Below are 15,383 nucleotides of genomic sequence, written 5' to 3'. Positions count from 1 at the left end.
ATCATATCAGGCACGTACTGGTAATGTGGCTGAGCCGGATCATTAGATACCAGTAGTTATTATTGCCTATTAGCTCGATGGCGTGATCACCACAGAAGTCTGTATTAAAGTCCTCTAAACCTGTCCCATAGATATCGAAGACAAGGGTATCTGAACTTTCAGATGCTGCCGCATTGTTTTGAGGTAGTAGTTGATTCAGAGAAGGGATAATCAATAAGCTGTGTTGAGATTGCCGACTCCATGGTGTTTGGCTGTCCTGGCGCAGGTTTGGAATAAATGTTTCAAGATTCAATGGAATGTCGAGGTGCTGATTTAAGAGGCCGATGACTCTGGTATAGTCATTGCCTCCCAGCTGCAGGAACGAGGCTTCCTGACTCGGGATAAAGGTTGAAAGAAGCGTACTGCTGTGCCCTGAATTATAACCTGCTAAACCATCAATAAGTCCGTTTTTTTGGATTAAAAAGATGGATGTTTCCTCGCTATTGTTCAGGCTGCCGGTGGGCACAACGAGATTCCACTCAGGTAGTGTTGAATGAGCGCTATTGACAGACAGCAAACTGAATAAAAACAGACCTGCGACGAATATTGAACATCGACATCCAAGCATAATTATTATCTTTATTGGATAAAAAAGGGTTGCCTCTGACACGTCAGAAATTGGAACAAAGATACAAAGTAGTAGAAAAAACTGAAGGGTGAATAATTATTTTTAATTTGGCAGAGTTGATCGTTATGCCAATTTATCTGTAGTAAATGGCATAGAGGTCTTACGATTCAGATAAAAACGGGTTGTGAGGGTAAGGGCTACCCTCACAACAGATCATTTAACGAGAGGACTGAAGAGCCAGGATGCGGTCTTCCAGAGGAGGATGACTGGTAAACATGGCGGCAATGCCGCTTTTCAGCCCACTGCGAATACCAAAGGCACTCATGGTGGCAGGCATAACGCTGGGAGCATCGTATTCAGAGCGCAGACGCTCAAGGGCTGCAATCATATCGCTGCGGCCCGCCAGCTCTGCACCGGCCTGGTCGGCGCGGAATTCCCGCTGACGGGAGAACCACATAACAATGGCACTGGCAAGAATACCCAGCACTATTTCTGCCACGATGCTGGTGATGTAGTAACCAATACCCACCCCGCCAGCGTTATCATCATCACGACGCAGGAAGCTGTCCACGGCGTAGCCAATGATCCGGGCAAAGAACATCACAAAGGTGTTAACAACCCCTTGAATCAGGCTGAGAGTGACCATATCGCCATTGGCAACGTGTCCGATTTCATGCCCGATAACGGCTCTGGCTTCCCTTGGACTGAAGCGATCCAGAAGGCCCTGGCTGACCGCCACCAGTGCAGCGTTTTTGTTCCAGCCGGTGGCAAAGGCGTTGGACTCGGGAGAAGGGAAAATACCCACTTCCGGCATGCCGATGCCCGCCTTGTCGGACAGTTCTTTCACTGTATCCAGCAACCAGCGTTCCTGCTCGGTACGTGGCTGGTCAATGATCTGGGTGCCGGTGCCCATTTTGGCCATGGTTTTGGACAGCATCAGGGAGACAAAGGAGCCAGCGAATCCGAATACGGCACAGAACGCCAGCAGTGCGCCCATATCCAGCCCGTTCGCAGTCAGAAAGCGGCCGACACCGAGAATGTTAAGGGTGATGCTTGCCACCAGCATAACTGCAAGGTTTGTGGCCAGAAATAGCAGTATTCTTTTCATTAGCAGATTGGATACCTGTATTGATTCAATGTTGACCAGACGGTTTACAAATCTGACCATTGGATATTGGAAATATGATGTGAGTTAAGGTGTTTATCAATAGCGATTAATTACTTTTACAGTTTGCTGAAAGATCACTCAGACATCTCTTTCGGCTCGTGGTGATAATTGCTGGAGAAGAAGCGTGAGGCCACCTGACAAATGGTATCACTGCTGCCGGATTTTAGCGCCTGTTTCATTGACCAGAGCAGTGTTGAGCGTTTACGGATAATGCTTGCAGGTGTTGAGGGCTCTGGCTCACAGGGAGAAAACCGGCTCAGTCGTAAAAAGGCTTTTTCGGTCAGAACCACCTGATCCAGTCCTTCAGTCCGGACGCGATCCTGATAACGAATATACCCTTCTGCAGCCAGCCATAACAACGTATCAAAGCAAGCCTGGTGGCGGTGCGAAGCTATGCCGTATTCATCGGTCTCAAAGCGCCCGATGATGTCATCGATATACACGGATGTCAGACGGGGGAAAACCTCATGCAGTCGTACCAGAATACGTGTGCAATCATGGTAGAAGTCGTCGATATGAATGTCTGCCATGACCTTCCCCTGTCTATGTTAATTTAATGGCTCAGTCACTGCTTGTATCGGCTCAGAAAGCGTTCCAGCTTAGTGGCAACCGACTCAAGATCCTCAACCCTGGGCAGAGTGATAATTCTCAGATGATCCGGATCTGGCCAGTTGAAGGCAGTACCCTGAACCAGCAATATTTTCTCCTGAAGCAGAAGATCCAGTACCAGCTTTTCATCATCGTGGATCGGGTACATCTTTGGGTCCAGCTTTGGAAAAACGTAGAGTGCGCCTTTCGGTTTGACACAGGAAACACCGGGAATCTGATCCAGCATGCTGTAAATGGTATTGCGCTGATCCAGCAGTCGGCCACCGGGCAATAACAGATCATTGATACTCTGGTAACCTCCCAGCGAGGTCTGAATGGCATACTGCGCCGGTACATTGGAACACAATCGCATGGAAGCCAGCATTTCCAGACCTTCCAGATAGTCCTGAGCCAGATGCTTGGGCCCGCTGGCAATCAGCCAGCCAGCGCGAAAACCGGCTGCCCGGTAAGACTTGGACAGACCATTAAATGAAATACACAACACATCGTCGGCAATGGAGGCCAGTGCCGTATGTTCAGTGCCGTCATAAAGTATTTTGTCGTAGATTTCGTCAGCGTAAATGATCAGTTCATGCTCGCGCGCCAGCTGCACAATCTGTTCCAGCAGTTCCTCGGGATACACAGCCCCTGTCGGGTTGTTGGGATTGATGACAACAATGCCACGGGTTTTTGAGGTGATCTTACTGCGGATATCTTCTATGTCCGGATACCAGTCAGATTGTTCATCACACAGGTAATGTACGGCACGACCTCCGGACAGGTTGACGGCAGCGGTCCACAACGGGTAATCCGGCGCCGGTACCAGCATTTCATCGCCATTATTCAGCAGTGCCTGCATGGCCATTACCACCAGTTCACTGACTCCGTTGCCGATGATGATGTCGTCCAGTTCCACCTGGGGAAAGTTCTTCTGCTGGCAGTACTGCATAATGGCTTTTCGTGCCGAAAACAGACCTCTTGAGTCCGAATAACCCTGGGCGTTGGGCAGGTTGCGGATCATGTCCTGAACAATTTCTTCAGGTGCTTCAAGGTCAAAAGCTGCAGGGTTGCCAGTGTTCAGTTTCAGAATACGGTGGCCTTCTTCTTCAAGGCGTTTTGCTTCTCGCAATACTGGGCCGCGAATGTCGTAACAGACATTATCCAGTTTCAGGGATTTTTCGATTGCCTTCATGGTGATACCGGTAATACTACTTCCTGCTGGCGGGCGTTATGGTGTCAGAGACTCTCCGCTCGAAGTGTCTGACAGGCACAGCTTAAAGGGTTAATTCTGGTTTTAGTCGGTTTTTTCGAGCTTTTGTGTGAAAAAAGACGCTATTTCAGGGTAATTTATCGCCGTCTTCTACTGATGTCTAGCCTGATGTGTTAATTCTTAACCTTGGTTTCGGGAGCAGAAAAAATAATGAAGATTGAAAAAACAGAAGAACAGTGGCGTGAACAGCTGACCGATGAACAGTTCCGGGTGTGTCGTCAGTCCGGTACTGAAGCCCCTTTTTCGGGTGAATACGCTGTTTTTGAACGCGGTGGTCATTATCACTGTGTCTGCTGTGATCAGTTGTTATTTGATTCAAGCACGAAGTTTGATGCAGGCTGTGGTTGGCCCAGTTTCTGGGAGGCCGTCGATCAGGAGGCCGTTGTTTATCGGGAAGACCACAGTCATGGCATGCATAGAACGGAGGTTCGCTGTGCGCGCTGTGACGCTCATCTTGGGCATGTTTTTCCGGATGGTCCTGAACCAACGGGTCACCGGTATTGCATGAACTCGGTGGCTCTGAACTTCAGGGAAAACAGTGAAAAGTGACTGTTTCCGTTAAGGAGTGACCCATCGAGCCAGAGTACTTTGCAGTTTTTTCCGGTTGAAAGGTTTGGCAATGTAATCATTCATGCCCGCCTCAAGGCATTTGTCTTTATGTTCGCTGAGGGTGTTGGCAGTGAGCGCTATAATCGGAGTACTTCGTGTTTTCGGCAGTCTCCGAAGCGCTTCTGTGGTCGAGAAACCATCCATGCCCGGCATATTACAGTCCATAAAGATCACGTTATAAGGTTTTTCCCGACAATACCGGATGCACAAACGACCACTGTCTGCGGTATCGACCTGATAACCCAGTTGCTGCAGCATTTCTCCGGCAACCATACGGTTTACCGGGTTATCGTCTACCACCAGTAACGCGGGCGGGTTATTGTCAGCAGACGAAAGCTCGGAACAAGCATTACTGGTGGCTTGTGCAGCCGGCTGTATGGCTGCTTTTTCAGAAACGTTCCGGCGGGCAGCGATCAGCAAAATAATAAGAAACAAGGAACCTGCGGTTGCAGAGGCAAGGTATTGGGCTGCGGATTGTATAAATTGTTCTCCGGGCTGTCTGATATCTGCCACCACCTTTAGCCAGAGCTCTGGCGATGACTGACCGGGATTTTTCTGGATTTCCCTTATATAAGTACGATCTGAACCAAACAGCAGTGTAACCGGCTAGGGTAAGGCTTCTTTAGACGTCTCATGTCGGGTACTGGTTAATAACTGCCCATCAGTTGCGATTAAACGGACTTCTTTGATGAACGGGTGTTGCGACAGGCTGGTCATCTGGTGTTCTAACGCCTGTTGTGAATACTGAGCGGTTGATGCTGGTAGGAACAAGGCTGCAAGTTGTTCTTCAATAGTGAGGTCAACTATACGGCTATAGTCGTTATAGCTGGACAGTAAAAAGAACAGGCAGGTGGTGAACCCCAGAAAAAGAATGCCCCAGATGTAGAGGAATAATGAATGGTTTGTTTCGGTTTTATTTATTCTTGCCATGCAGGACAGGCGTCAGTGCGTTGCTTTTCTGAGTTTCTACTCTTTTTAGATCTGAAAAGCAACGTATTCAAGGGTTATCAAGGTTTCAGAATACTCTTTAACCCTCAATCTTCCATATCTTCATCTCCCTCGAAATACTCTTCAGAGTCATAACTCTGTACACCATCCATTTCATCCTCATCAATATCCTCCTGATAACCCGTTTCATCCTGGTTAAGTTGATTGTCAGAAGTTTCTTCAGTGCTGGTGTTCATATAGTCGCCCTCGGTTCCCTCTTCCGATGTGGCATTCTGGTAATCACTATAGTCGTAGTCATCATTTGCGATCAGATCTTCAGGGATTAACAGCATTATGGAAGCCAGCAGTATTGCCGGGAAAAAACGCGGTGATAATCGTTTCATAGTGACTGTCTCTGTTTGTTGTCTTTGGAATATTTATGTCAGTATCGAAGGGAGAGAATGTTGATTCTCTCCCTGATTTACAGGTTAGCGGCGACCACCCCTTCTTCCTTGTGGCTCATCTGACTCCTCTTCAGGGGCTTCTTCGTCTTCGTCCTCATCATCATCGTTTTCGTATGGATCTCTTTCTTTGTTGGGTGCGGACTCTTTTTCCTTACTGACATCCGGAGTCTCTTTTCTATCGTCCCCACTTGCCACTGATTTGCTCTCTTCAGTGTTGTCTGTGTCTGACGGAACCGTTTCAGCTTGTTCTGTGCTTGAAGTGTCAATTGTATGATTATGATCGGTATCATCCCGACGAGTCGCTGTCCGAGCTTTTGTCGGCTCATCTTCAGAAACCGGTGGATTCTGGTCGAGTTTTTCACCCGCCACGTTGCCGGTGTTTTGACTGTTTTCCGGATCGGTTGGGCTCGCTTTATTCTCTGTCACAGATGCTGTGCCGACATTATCGGGAATGTGATAGCCGAGAACATTTTTATAAATCCATCCTTCTGCATCCTGTCGTTTTTCATTGGCTGCGTATGCCATGCTAGCAGCAGTATCAATAGTTGTTTTAAGTACGCCAATGCCAGCATTAACTGGAGGTGTGGCAAGACCGATGGCTGGCAACAGAACATTGGCTGAAAAACCAGACTCATTCATAGCCCAGGCAGTATATCCACCAATAGTGCCTATCCATGATGAAACGAAGTTCTGTTCTCTGCTTCGGCTGGCAAAATCAGGCTTGCCTTCCATGTTATAAGTGCCCTGCTCGTAACCTGAGAGAGTGTCAAGACCAGTAACCTTGGCAACTCGTGCTCCCATGGTGGCCACCTCTTTTACCCTGTCTGTAACGGGGGTTGCCCATGCATAATCACGACCCGGAGCGAAATAGGTGTCTTCTGCATTGAGGCTGTATTTTTGCAGGTTGTTTTTAACCCATTTGGTTGAGCTTTCTTTGGCATCTGCTGGTACGCCATTGGCCCGATCCTGCATTTCGGCCCAACCCTCAAGGCCATACTTGGCATCAGCCAGACCATTATAAGCCCAGTCATAAAAGACGGCTTTAGTAACGTGATAGGCCACCACGCTGCCAAAGCCGGGTGACCAGTAGGCTTGTGCTGGTAACCCTTGAGCTGCTCTGGCTGGGTTCGTAATGGCAAATGTTCTGGCATTTAAAATAGGAATAAAAGCCTTACCCCAGATTTTGGTGGAAATATAGTTCTGCGCAACGGTTGCCAATGGCCGACCGGCCTTCATGACCATGGTTTGCCCCATGTAGTCGTGAAAACCATTCCAGCCTTTGGCGATTGAGAGCCATGTGTCGGTGTAATACCTGTCTTCCGGTGAGGACTGGTCGGAATACAAAGGCGCCACGCCGTCCATCCATGCCGCGAAGTTTTTCATGGCGGGGTCAATGGCTTCGATCATCATCTTGTTGTACTGGCTGCCCCGGGTCATATCGGCAATAACCCCGACTGCAGCGTATTGCAGTGAGTGCCAGGCCGTATTCCAGCTGAAGACCGCATTTTCACCATTGAATTGCAGTACAGCGCCAATTTCCTGAGCGCCAACCGGAGCCTGAACGAGGAAAGCAGCCGGTCTGAGAACATTGTTCATAAAGTCAGCCCGGTCACCCAGTACGTGTTGGAATTTTTCATCGTAAACCCGAAGGAACTCACGACCGAAAAAGTTAAGAATGTCGGAAATAACCTGCTTTTGATGTTCTCCGGAAACTAGTCCGGCAGCCCTCAGGAATTCATCCAGCCCTTCAGCGCTACCCCTGATGGCAGCAATCAGGTTTCTACCTTTGTTGTAGGCAATATCGTCCAGATAGACATTGAGACGATTTCTGAAGTGCAGGTATATCAGGGCTTCTGCGGTGTAAAGAGAAGAGATTCCGACACTGTAGGTGCCGTCTTTTAAAGTGGTCGCAGCTTGACTGGCGTAGGCTTTCATTGCGGTCACTTTCGGCTGGATACTGTCTTCGTATTGGCTGATATACGCATTCGACGCATCAAGAAGAGCTATTCTTAAGAGCTGCGCTTTGTTTTTTCCGGGAAATAAATTATTTTTGGTGACGTATTTAATCCAATTGACGCACATTTCTTTCGTCAAGCCGAGCTGATCCAGATCATCCTGCTGCGGTGCTCGTTGATCAGGATCAACAGCATAGCCATCACGAACGTAGAATTCCATGGTCTCTGTAACTTGCTGTTGAGACCTTGGATTTTTCTGGATTGCCCGCTGGAACAGTCTTAAAAACTGCATGTAGGACTGTTCTGTCTTGTTGGCATTGATATGGGCTCTGGCTGACGATTCCGGTGTGTCTGGATCCATTGCTTCAGCATTTTTTTGCAGTACCGCTATGACATGACGTTTTTGATAACGTCCTGAAATACCCTCAATTTCCCGCATTTTATCCAGCATTGGCTTAAAGTGTTTGCTGTTTTTTATCAGTCGATGAGTGATTGCTACCAGAGATTCCGGGTTGATTTTATCGTTAGCCAGTGCTTTCAACCAGACGGCCTCGACTGGAGTTGTGAAGGTGAAAAGCTCAAAGGCTTCCAATGGCACGCCTGCCTGCTTAAGTCTGAGTAAATCACCCATAACCAGCGCTTCTGCACTGCCCAGATCAAGTTCAAGATGTTCATCAATGTAAGTGGCATCATCCGCTTCCAATTTTTCGCTGACAGGAATCTTGTATATCGGGGCTGTCGAGCCGCTGAACAGCTGCTCAACAATCAGCTCTTGCTCGTCCAGTGTGATAGTCTCTTCGGTTTCCGGATCCCGGCCTGTCAGTATCAATTCCCATTCCGGTCCGTATGCCTTAAAACCTGCCCTGTTTGTGAGGTGGTTCTTAATAAAATCCTGAACATCCTTATTTTTAAAGGCTTCCTTTTCCAGAGGCTTCAGGTGAGATAAAATCGCCTGTTTCAACTCCTGATCGTCATAGAGTCTCTGCTTTGCGGCTTTTTTTACAAACCCCGTTGTTGCCAGTACTTCGGCAGTACCCCCAAGTAGCTCCTGCACTTGTTCGAACGTTGTTTTTTCTGCTTCCAGCTGTCGATTTTGTTTCTCAAGCGTCAGATAACTTGTCACGGTTTTACCAGGGTACTGTGTGACCATTCTGGCTACTGAGCGAATCATATTAAGCTCTTCATATTCAGAAGAGGCCCACTGGTGTAACTGTCTGACTTTTTCCGTATCTGGATGGCCGCCGGGTTTACCGACTAATTCTGTAGGATCCAGATTGCATTCTCTACACTCTTTGTAGAAAGCCTCTATTCTTTTCACATCTTTTTGGTAGCGATCAGGGTTGATATCTGGAATGTCATCATACAGTCCGTAATCGCCTTCAATGGTCGGGATTGTTTTTGATGCTGTTGCGGAAGCTTTAGAAATGTCATTCGCCATTCTTTTTGCAAGGCCAAGATCTCTAGGCTGAAGTTTTCTGGCAGCATGAAGTACTTCAGCGTTCGTAGAGTCTTTACTGATTTGATCGAGTGCAGCCGCAATGGTTGTCATGCCTTCGAGCTCTAGCGCTTCGGGTTGTTCCGCTGTGCGCTTGAAGTCAAGGAGAGTTGTGCGGAAATTCTCAATACTTTCCAACTCCATGGCTGCGTTATACAGATCATGACGGACTTTAGCGACATCTATACCTTGTATAGCAACATAATCACCAAACGCCTCTCGGATGTACTTTTGAACTAAAATGGGCGTTTCCTTACCGGCATTGATGGCTTTTTTCATAGCCTTTTGCATCCTGGCCTTATGTCTTTTGACACTGAGATACTGAAGAAAGCCTCTGGCTGTGTCTGAGGATGGGTCCTCTATCCAGGGGGTTATAATACCCAAAGCTTCCTCTGCCTGTTTCTGGCTCCATTCAGGGTCAGGGGTTTCAATCAGTATTTGAAGCTTAAGCATATCTCTGTGTACTGTTGCGTCTACGTTAATATCGAGTTCTTTATTGGCTACAAAGGTTTCCCATTGTCGTTTAAATTCAGCAGGATCCTTAACGTTTATCAGAGTTTCAAGCGCCTGTAGTTCGGCCTTTCTTTCGGGTGGGGTATGACCGCGCGTTTTTAAACCTCCATGTGAATCGAACTTAGGCATGTCTGAACCGTCGGGAAACCTTTCTCTGTCAGGCAAATCCGTATCAATAATGATTTTCAAACCAACGGCAAGTTTATCAGCTGTATTCACCAGTGGGTCGTTTTCCAGATCTTTAATCTGTTGTCTTGTTCCTCTTAGCGTCGGGTTCTTTGGCAGACTCTCAAGCTTTGCTTTCAGCTCGTTGTAATGAGGGGTTTCAGCTCCCGGATCTTCTTTATAGCCAAGCAGTTTGACATTTTTCAGTTCTTCCTGAACCTGGGTAAGCGTTTCTACCAGAGCTTCTTGCTGTTCAAACTGCTCTGCGTCAAAGTCGCCAGAATCCAGATATCTTGCTGTTAATGATTTTACTGCGTCAAATTTACTGAGTTCCTGCTCTATCTCTTCTATCTCAGCAATGGCCGTCTTGCTCCGAATAGCATGCCAAATAACTGCGTATTCTGTTGGTGCTTCACGAGCCAGTCTTCCTGCCAGATCAACCTCATCAGGTGATGGGTGATTAATCATCTGCAGTCGGATTGGAGTGATACTATCAGGTGAGAGGCCTGCATCGGCGAGCACCCCCAGCTCGGCACTGACCCTTTTGAGTTTTTCCGGAGATGCATAGTATTGAAATAATTTGCCCAGTGTACTCTGGTCAGTAGGCCGGGTGACGCCCAATCGGCTGGCAATGACTGCAAACGCTTCAGGGTCGGCAATTTGACCGTGGGCATCCAGCACACGACCTGGCGTAAGCCCAGGCTGAGCAGCCAGTTGCTCAAGCAGTTGATTATTACCGATATGAGTGAGGACTCGCCTTACAGAAACTATATCTCTGATCAGACTATGCTGTTTATCTTCTTCGTAATCCCATTTAGAAGCAACGGCATTAACAAAGCGCCTTAAGGCGTGGTGTTCAGTTTCTGACATTAACTCTTTTGGCATAACCACCAGTTTTTCATGCTCTTGCAGCCATTCACGGGCTTGTACGCCTTTGTTATAGGCAGTAATGCCTGCTGTCAGGTCGTCGTAAAGATCCGGGTTTTCCTGAAGCACTTTTCTTTGCTCAAGAATCTTTTTCGGGTTGGCTTTTTCCTGCGCAATGTCAAGATGTTTGACGGTCAGCTTGCTGGATTCAGGATGTCGCCCAAGTAATCGAACCTCTGTTTGGAGTTTTTTCAGATAGACCCTGCTATTATTTCTTAACAGTTGAACAACCCCCAATACCTCCTGAGATCGGTCTTGAAGACCAACTTTCGCAAGTGCTTTATCAAATTCAGCCTCATTTTCCCGTGGCAAGGCACCGGTGTCATCAATGAGAGGTACAAGGGTATCGACTGCATTGATCAGTATGTCGTATTCACTGTCTGTAAGGCGGGTCAGCAGTCTGGCAGAAAGAATCACCTGCTCCTTGTTGAATTGATTAGGAAGCATTAGACGGAGGTCTCTCAACGGGTCGGCCCAACGTAGATCTCTCAGGGCTTCATCCTCGGGAAATTTAGCCAGTTCGGCAGACGAATAAACTTCATCGTCCACAACAATATTGCCGATTTTGGCCATACGCTCTTTGAAATCATTCTCTGCAGCATTCTGTGAACGTACTTTTTCATGGTATGCAAAGCGGTACTGTTTTCGGTATTTTTGGGCTTCCATCACGGTTTGGGAATCAAACCGGGAACGAGCCAGTTTTATGTCTTCTTCAGTGATATGTAAAGGTTGTACTTTATCGATTCCACCATATGTCTTGATGGACTCAAAAGTATTGACAATTAACCATTTAGGTTGTTTTGTCAGCGTAACCAGATCATTCAGGGCCGTTTCGTCTATTCCATAGGCTTCCGCTAACCCTTTAAGGTAAGCTTCATTAATTACCTTTGTTGAAGAGTCTATATATTTGTGAAGCTCCGACAAATCATCATAGAATAAGCCTTGGTTCTTCTCCTCGATACGGGATAATACAACGCCTGCTGATTTTACGAACCGGGTCAGTTCACCGGCTGTCAGGTGGTCTGGAGCTATGCCCGTAATTACTTTAAGAGCCGCCAGTGTGCTCTCTGAGGGAAGATTGTCTTCATTCGGAAACTCATCCAGTTCCAGCTCGCTGGGGACAACAGGGGTCTTGACTAGCCATCGTTGGAAGTTTTCCAACATTATCTGTTGCCAGGTATTTTCATATTTTTCAGGTGCATGTTTGTAAACCTCATGCATTGATGCCAGCGTCTCATAGTCACCCTCTCCAAGTACAGATAGAATATGATGCCGCTCAAGACGATCCAGTAAGGATTCATCCATCACTTTGATTGAGCTGACTGCGTTGCCAAAAGTCTGGACATCATTAGCGTTGAAACGTGTAATGACCTGAAGGAATTGATCCGTGTCTTCAGTCTGGTATTTTTCACGTATATGTGATTCAAAAGCGCCTTTCTTTTCAGGATTAATTCTGGGAAGTTCGCCTGCTGTATCGGGTTGCAGAAGAAAGCTTTTCAGTGTATCTAGATCTTCAACCAATGTCTCTATGGTTGCTGTAGTCGATTCTTCTTGAAAATGATCGACCAAAGGAGCCATATACCTCAACCAGTTAACAATGGCTTCTGGCTGCATGTCTTCGGGCAGGTTTAATTCTTTTAAAGCACTGAACTCGGTATAACTTAAAATGGTTTCGTGCATTACGAGCTCTGGATCAAGCAGTTCATTCTTGGCCCGTCTTAAATAGGTAGTAGAATGTACCTTGCGTTCCAGTTCACCTCTGCCTTGTTCTTTAAAATCGTCGATATCACTGATTCGTTGTAAAGTTGAAGTGGCGGCACCACGGGATTCATATCCGGGGAACGTGCCATCTAAGGTTTCCCCTATCTTTCCAACGGCTGCATTGATATCTCTTTCCTTACTTTCCAAGGTTTCAACTTTAGCATTCAGTTGTTCTATTTCGTTCTGAAGGCGCTTGATTGTTTTCTCATTGGAATCGCTAGCTACGGTTTCCTGTTTGATCGGTGGTCCGGAAGGTGCTGACTGTCTGTCGGCTTCTAATTGTTTTCCTAATTCCTTTGTTGTCCGGGTTAATTTATACTGCAAATGTTCGGCTGCTTCCTCATTTGTTTCTTCGCCAACGGGCTGCAGGATTTCTTTTAGTGACTTTTGTGCTGCGTCGTGTTCGTCAGTGAGTTTTCTCGCCTTGCTCAAGGCTTTATCGGCTTGGTTTTTGCGATCTTTCTGTTGACCAAGCTGTAGGGTGAGTTTTTCTACTTCGGATCTCTTGGTTGTCAGTTCTTCCTGCAGCTTCGTAACTCCGCTTACAGCGGCTGTGAGTTTATCCTTAAGGCTCTGTTGTTGCTCAGTTGTATCGGTCAGTCTCGAGTTAAACTGCTCTACAACAGGTACAGGGTCTTCATTTTCTCCAATACCTAGTAATGCAGCAAGACTGCCAAGCTTTTTGTCCAACTCATCCTTTTCATTGGCAGCTGTTTCAATTTTGCTTTTCAGCTGCGCTGAGTGTACTAAGTCCCTGTTGCTTTCAGTCTTTTGTTCTTCCAATAGTTGAGTATACTGCCGATCTTTCTCAGTTAAGTCAGTTTGGAGTTTTTCTACAGTAGGAATGAGCTCGTCATCACTGGTAATTCCTAAAACCTTTAAAAGCTCTATATTTTTATCTTGTAATACCTTGAACTCGCTCTTAGCGAAAGATAGCTCATCTTCAGTGTCCACTTTAACTGAAGTGGCCTGTTCGCTCTCCTTTTTAAGTACATCTAATACTTTTTCAGTGGTTGCATCTTTGCCTAATCCTGCTGTTTGCTTCAGGGCAGCGAAGCTATTTCTGGCAGAGTCCAGTTTATCTGTTAAGCTTTCCAGCTTTCCTGTAAACTTTTTTTGTTTATTGCCCAGCTCAAGAAGTATATTCTTGAGCGAGTCTGCCTTTTCTTTCTGTTCAGTCTTTAAATCAGTCTTTAAATTAGCGATTTTCTGACTAACACGCTTGGCAGCATCCAGTAATGTTTCGCCCTTTTCTGCGCCAGCCGCCTTTCTGATGACTTCTTCAGCTTCTTCCCGTGTGTGGGGGGCTACTTTGGCGGAAAGGCCAAGCATTCTGTGGTATCGCTTGATGTTGCTTTCGATATATTTGTCAATATGTTCCAGTCCATCATCGGAAGGAATCGCCCCACTGGTGTCTGGCAAAAGGGAAGCAGCACCGGTGAAAGCATCGCTTAATACAAAACCACTGATTTCCGGGTTGAGTGAAAATTGACTTTGTATCAGATCAGGCAGTGATTTCTGGTGGACTCGGACGGCTATGCCACTTTGCTCTTCAGGGGAGAAGGTCGTTGTCTGCCACTTCTTGCGTAGCTTGGCATCACATAGAATGCGAACTTCCTCAAAAGCGGCGAGCTGCTCCATATCGGCTTTGTCTGGAGTAGTGCCACTGGTTTGATAGTCGGCACTTAACTGTATGAGTTTTTTGAATGAGGCACTGAATGCTTTTTGACGAAGGTCTTTTACCGTGTCTCTGGTCATTTTCAGTGGCTCGAACTCACCAGCCTCTTTCATAAGCTGGTGGCGCTTCAAATAGGCTGTCGATATGCCTGAATGAGGGATATAGGTGGCTGTGACGGGGTCAGTCAGTGTTTCCTGCTTAAACAGAAATACCGGGGTGTTGATCCCTGCCAGATGCTCAACTTTTCTTGCGCCAAACCTGATGCCGGGTTGGTTTGCAAGCATTAACCGGAGGGGAGAAGGTTTACCCGGGTCGCCATCAGTGTCTCCCTTCCATAAAGGGTGGTCGCCAACAGCCTGTGGCAATTGTTTGCTGACCCAGGCTGTTGTCATAGCGGCAATGGCACTATCAGTGTCAACCATGGCCACTTTTTCTGGCAGATGAGTGCCAGGTGATAAGTCATTAATAAAGGGAGCTGTCTGTTCGATAACTGCTACGCTTTCTGTTGCAAATGTTATGAAATTCTCATTTTCAAAGCCTTGCAGTTCATCTATAGTCGCAAGTTTTTCCAGAACTCTTCGTGTTCCGGCAACAGTGACTATACCGGTGTCTGATTCCGTCAGCTTTGTATCTCCCAGCTCACTAGAGAGTTTGTTTGTAAATGCATCCTTCAGGTGCGGATGCATATGGAACCTTACATCCCCTGAAGCAAGGTCTTCCGTCATGGCCAGCAGTGGAATATTGTTTTTGTGAATAATAACGGCAAAACGAGACGGGCGGGCAGAGCCTTCTACGTCCGGGCTGCCTGTCTGAATGGTGACTGTGATGCCTTTGCTCTTTAACTCGTGGACCTGTTGTAAGTAAGGCTGGGTAAAGTCGTGGTCTTTGCCCGAGGTCTCTATGTTGTCAAAAAAATTAACTGAATCTGCTTTTGGATATGAATGGGTAACAGGTTCAGGTAGTAGTTGCGTGCCATCGTGCTTCCATACAAAGAGGCCAAAATCAGTTTCTTCCCCAGAGAGAGTAGTACAGATGAACGATGAGCTAATCGCCGCTGCAATGGCACTTTTTATAAAACCGGGACGTTTGTTACTCATTCTACTACCTCAAAGCGTTTGGAAAATAGCAAAGCGTTGCGTGAAAAAAATGATATTAAACAAAGACTTTTAGCAGTTAATGAGATAGCTGCAAGTCGATGACTGCCATTTTGATTTTTTGACCATGGAATTACGGGAATTACTCCCGAAAGGTTTGGC

The 15,383-nt window shown here is 46.8% G+C and carries 9 protein-coding genes; 1 reads left to right on the top strand and 8 read right to left on the bottom strand.

Annotated elements, in window-relative coordinates:
- Nucleotide 1: 1 nt before the first annotated feature.
- The 4 genes from EZMO1_RS18230 to EZMO1_RS18215 all read right to left on the bottom strand — a co-directional run bounded on the left by EZMO1_RS18230 (nucleotide 2) and on the right by EZMO1_RS18215 (nucleotide 3,555).
- Nucleotides 2-505 (bottom strand): hypothetical protein, encoded by a 504-nt coding sequence (locus tag EZMO1_RS18230; protein WP_145912659.1) that lies wholly within the window; start codon nucleotides 503-505, stop codon nucleotides 2-4.
- Nucleotides 506-824: 319 nt separating this feature from the next.
- A complete protein-coding gene (htpX, locus tag EZMO1_RS18225) occupies nucleotides 825-1,715 on the bottom strand; it encodes a protease HtpX (protein WP_034876492.1) in 891 nt (296 codons plus the stop codon).
- Nucleotides 1,716-1,849: 134 nt separating this feature from the next.
- Nucleotides 1,850-2,305 carry a hypothetical protein gene (locus EZMO1_RS18220; protein ID WP_034876494.1) on the bottom strand — a complete coding sequence of 152 codons (456 nt, stop codon included), beginning with the start codon at nucleotides 2,303-2,305 and terminating at the stop codon, nucleotides 1,850-1,852.
- A gap of 35 nt (nucleotides 2,306-2,340) precedes the next feature.
- Nucleotides 2,341-3,555: a pyridoxal phosphate-dependent aminotransferase gene (locus tag EZMO1_RS18215; protein ID WP_034876496.1), complete on the bottom strand. Its 1,215-nt coding sequence runs from the start codon at nucleotides 3,553-3,555 to the stop codon at nucleotides 2,341-2,343.
- Between the two features lie 225 nt (nucleotides 3,556-3,780).
- Between EZMO1_RS18215 and msrB the strand changes: the two genes are divergently transcribed.
- Nucleotides 3,781-4,182: a peptide-methionine (R)-S-oxide reductase MsrB gene (gene msrB, locus EZMO1_RS18210; protein ID WP_201772210.1), complete on the top strand. Its 402-nt coding sequence runs from the start codon at nucleotides 3,781-3,783 to the stop codon at nucleotides 4,180-4,182.
- Nucleotides 4,183-4,191: 9 nt separating this feature from the next.
- Here the strand turns inward: msrB and EZMO1_RS18205 are convergent, their stop codons facing one another.
- The 4 genes from EZMO1_RS18205 to EZMO1_RS18190 all read right to left on the bottom strand — a co-directional run bounded on the left by EZMO1_RS18205 (nucleotide 4,192) and on the right by EZMO1_RS18190 (nucleotide 15,224).
- The gene (locus EZMO1_RS18205) at nucleotides 4,192-4,755 is read right to left on the bottom strand and encodes a response regulator (protein WP_034876500.1); all 564 of its coding nucleotides are present in this window, start codon (nucleotides 4,753-4,755) and stop codon (nucleotides 4,192-4,194) included.
- Nucleotides 4,756-4,848: 93 nt separating this feature from the next.
- The gene (locus EZMO1_RS18200) at nucleotides 4,849-5,172 is read right to left on the bottom strand and encodes a hypothetical protein (RefSeq protein WP_034876502.1); all 324 of its coding nucleotides are present in this window, start codon (nucleotides 5,170-5,172) and stop codon (nucleotides 4,849-4,851) included.
- Between the two features lie 104 nt (nucleotides 5,173-5,276).
- On the bottom strand, nucleotides 5,277-5,573 hold the full coding sequence (locus EZMO1_RS18195; RefSeq protein ID WP_034876504.1) for a hypothetical protein: 297 nt from the start codon (nucleotides 5,571-5,573) through the stop codon (nucleotides 5,277-5,279).
- A gap of 84 nt (nucleotides 5,574-5,657) precedes the next feature.
- Nucleotides 5,658-15,224 (bottom strand): coiled-coil domain-containing protein, encoded by a 9,567-nt coding sequence (locus EZMO1_RS18190; RefSeq protein ID WP_034876506.1) that lies wholly within the window; start codon nucleotides 15,222-15,224, stop codon nucleotides 5,658-5,660.
- Between the last annotated feature and the right edge of the window lie 159 nt (nucleotides 15,225-15,383).

Origin of the sequence: Endozoicomonas montiporae CL-33 (assembly GCF_001583435.1) — a bacterium.
Classification (GTDB): Bacteria; Pseudomonadota; Gammaproteobacteria; order Pseudomonadales; family Endozoicomonadaceae; genus Endozoicomonas_A; species Endozoicomonas_A montiporae.
The sequence above is the reverse complement of the archived record's forward strand: the minus strand, read 5'-3'. Positions and strand labels throughout refer to the sequence as shown.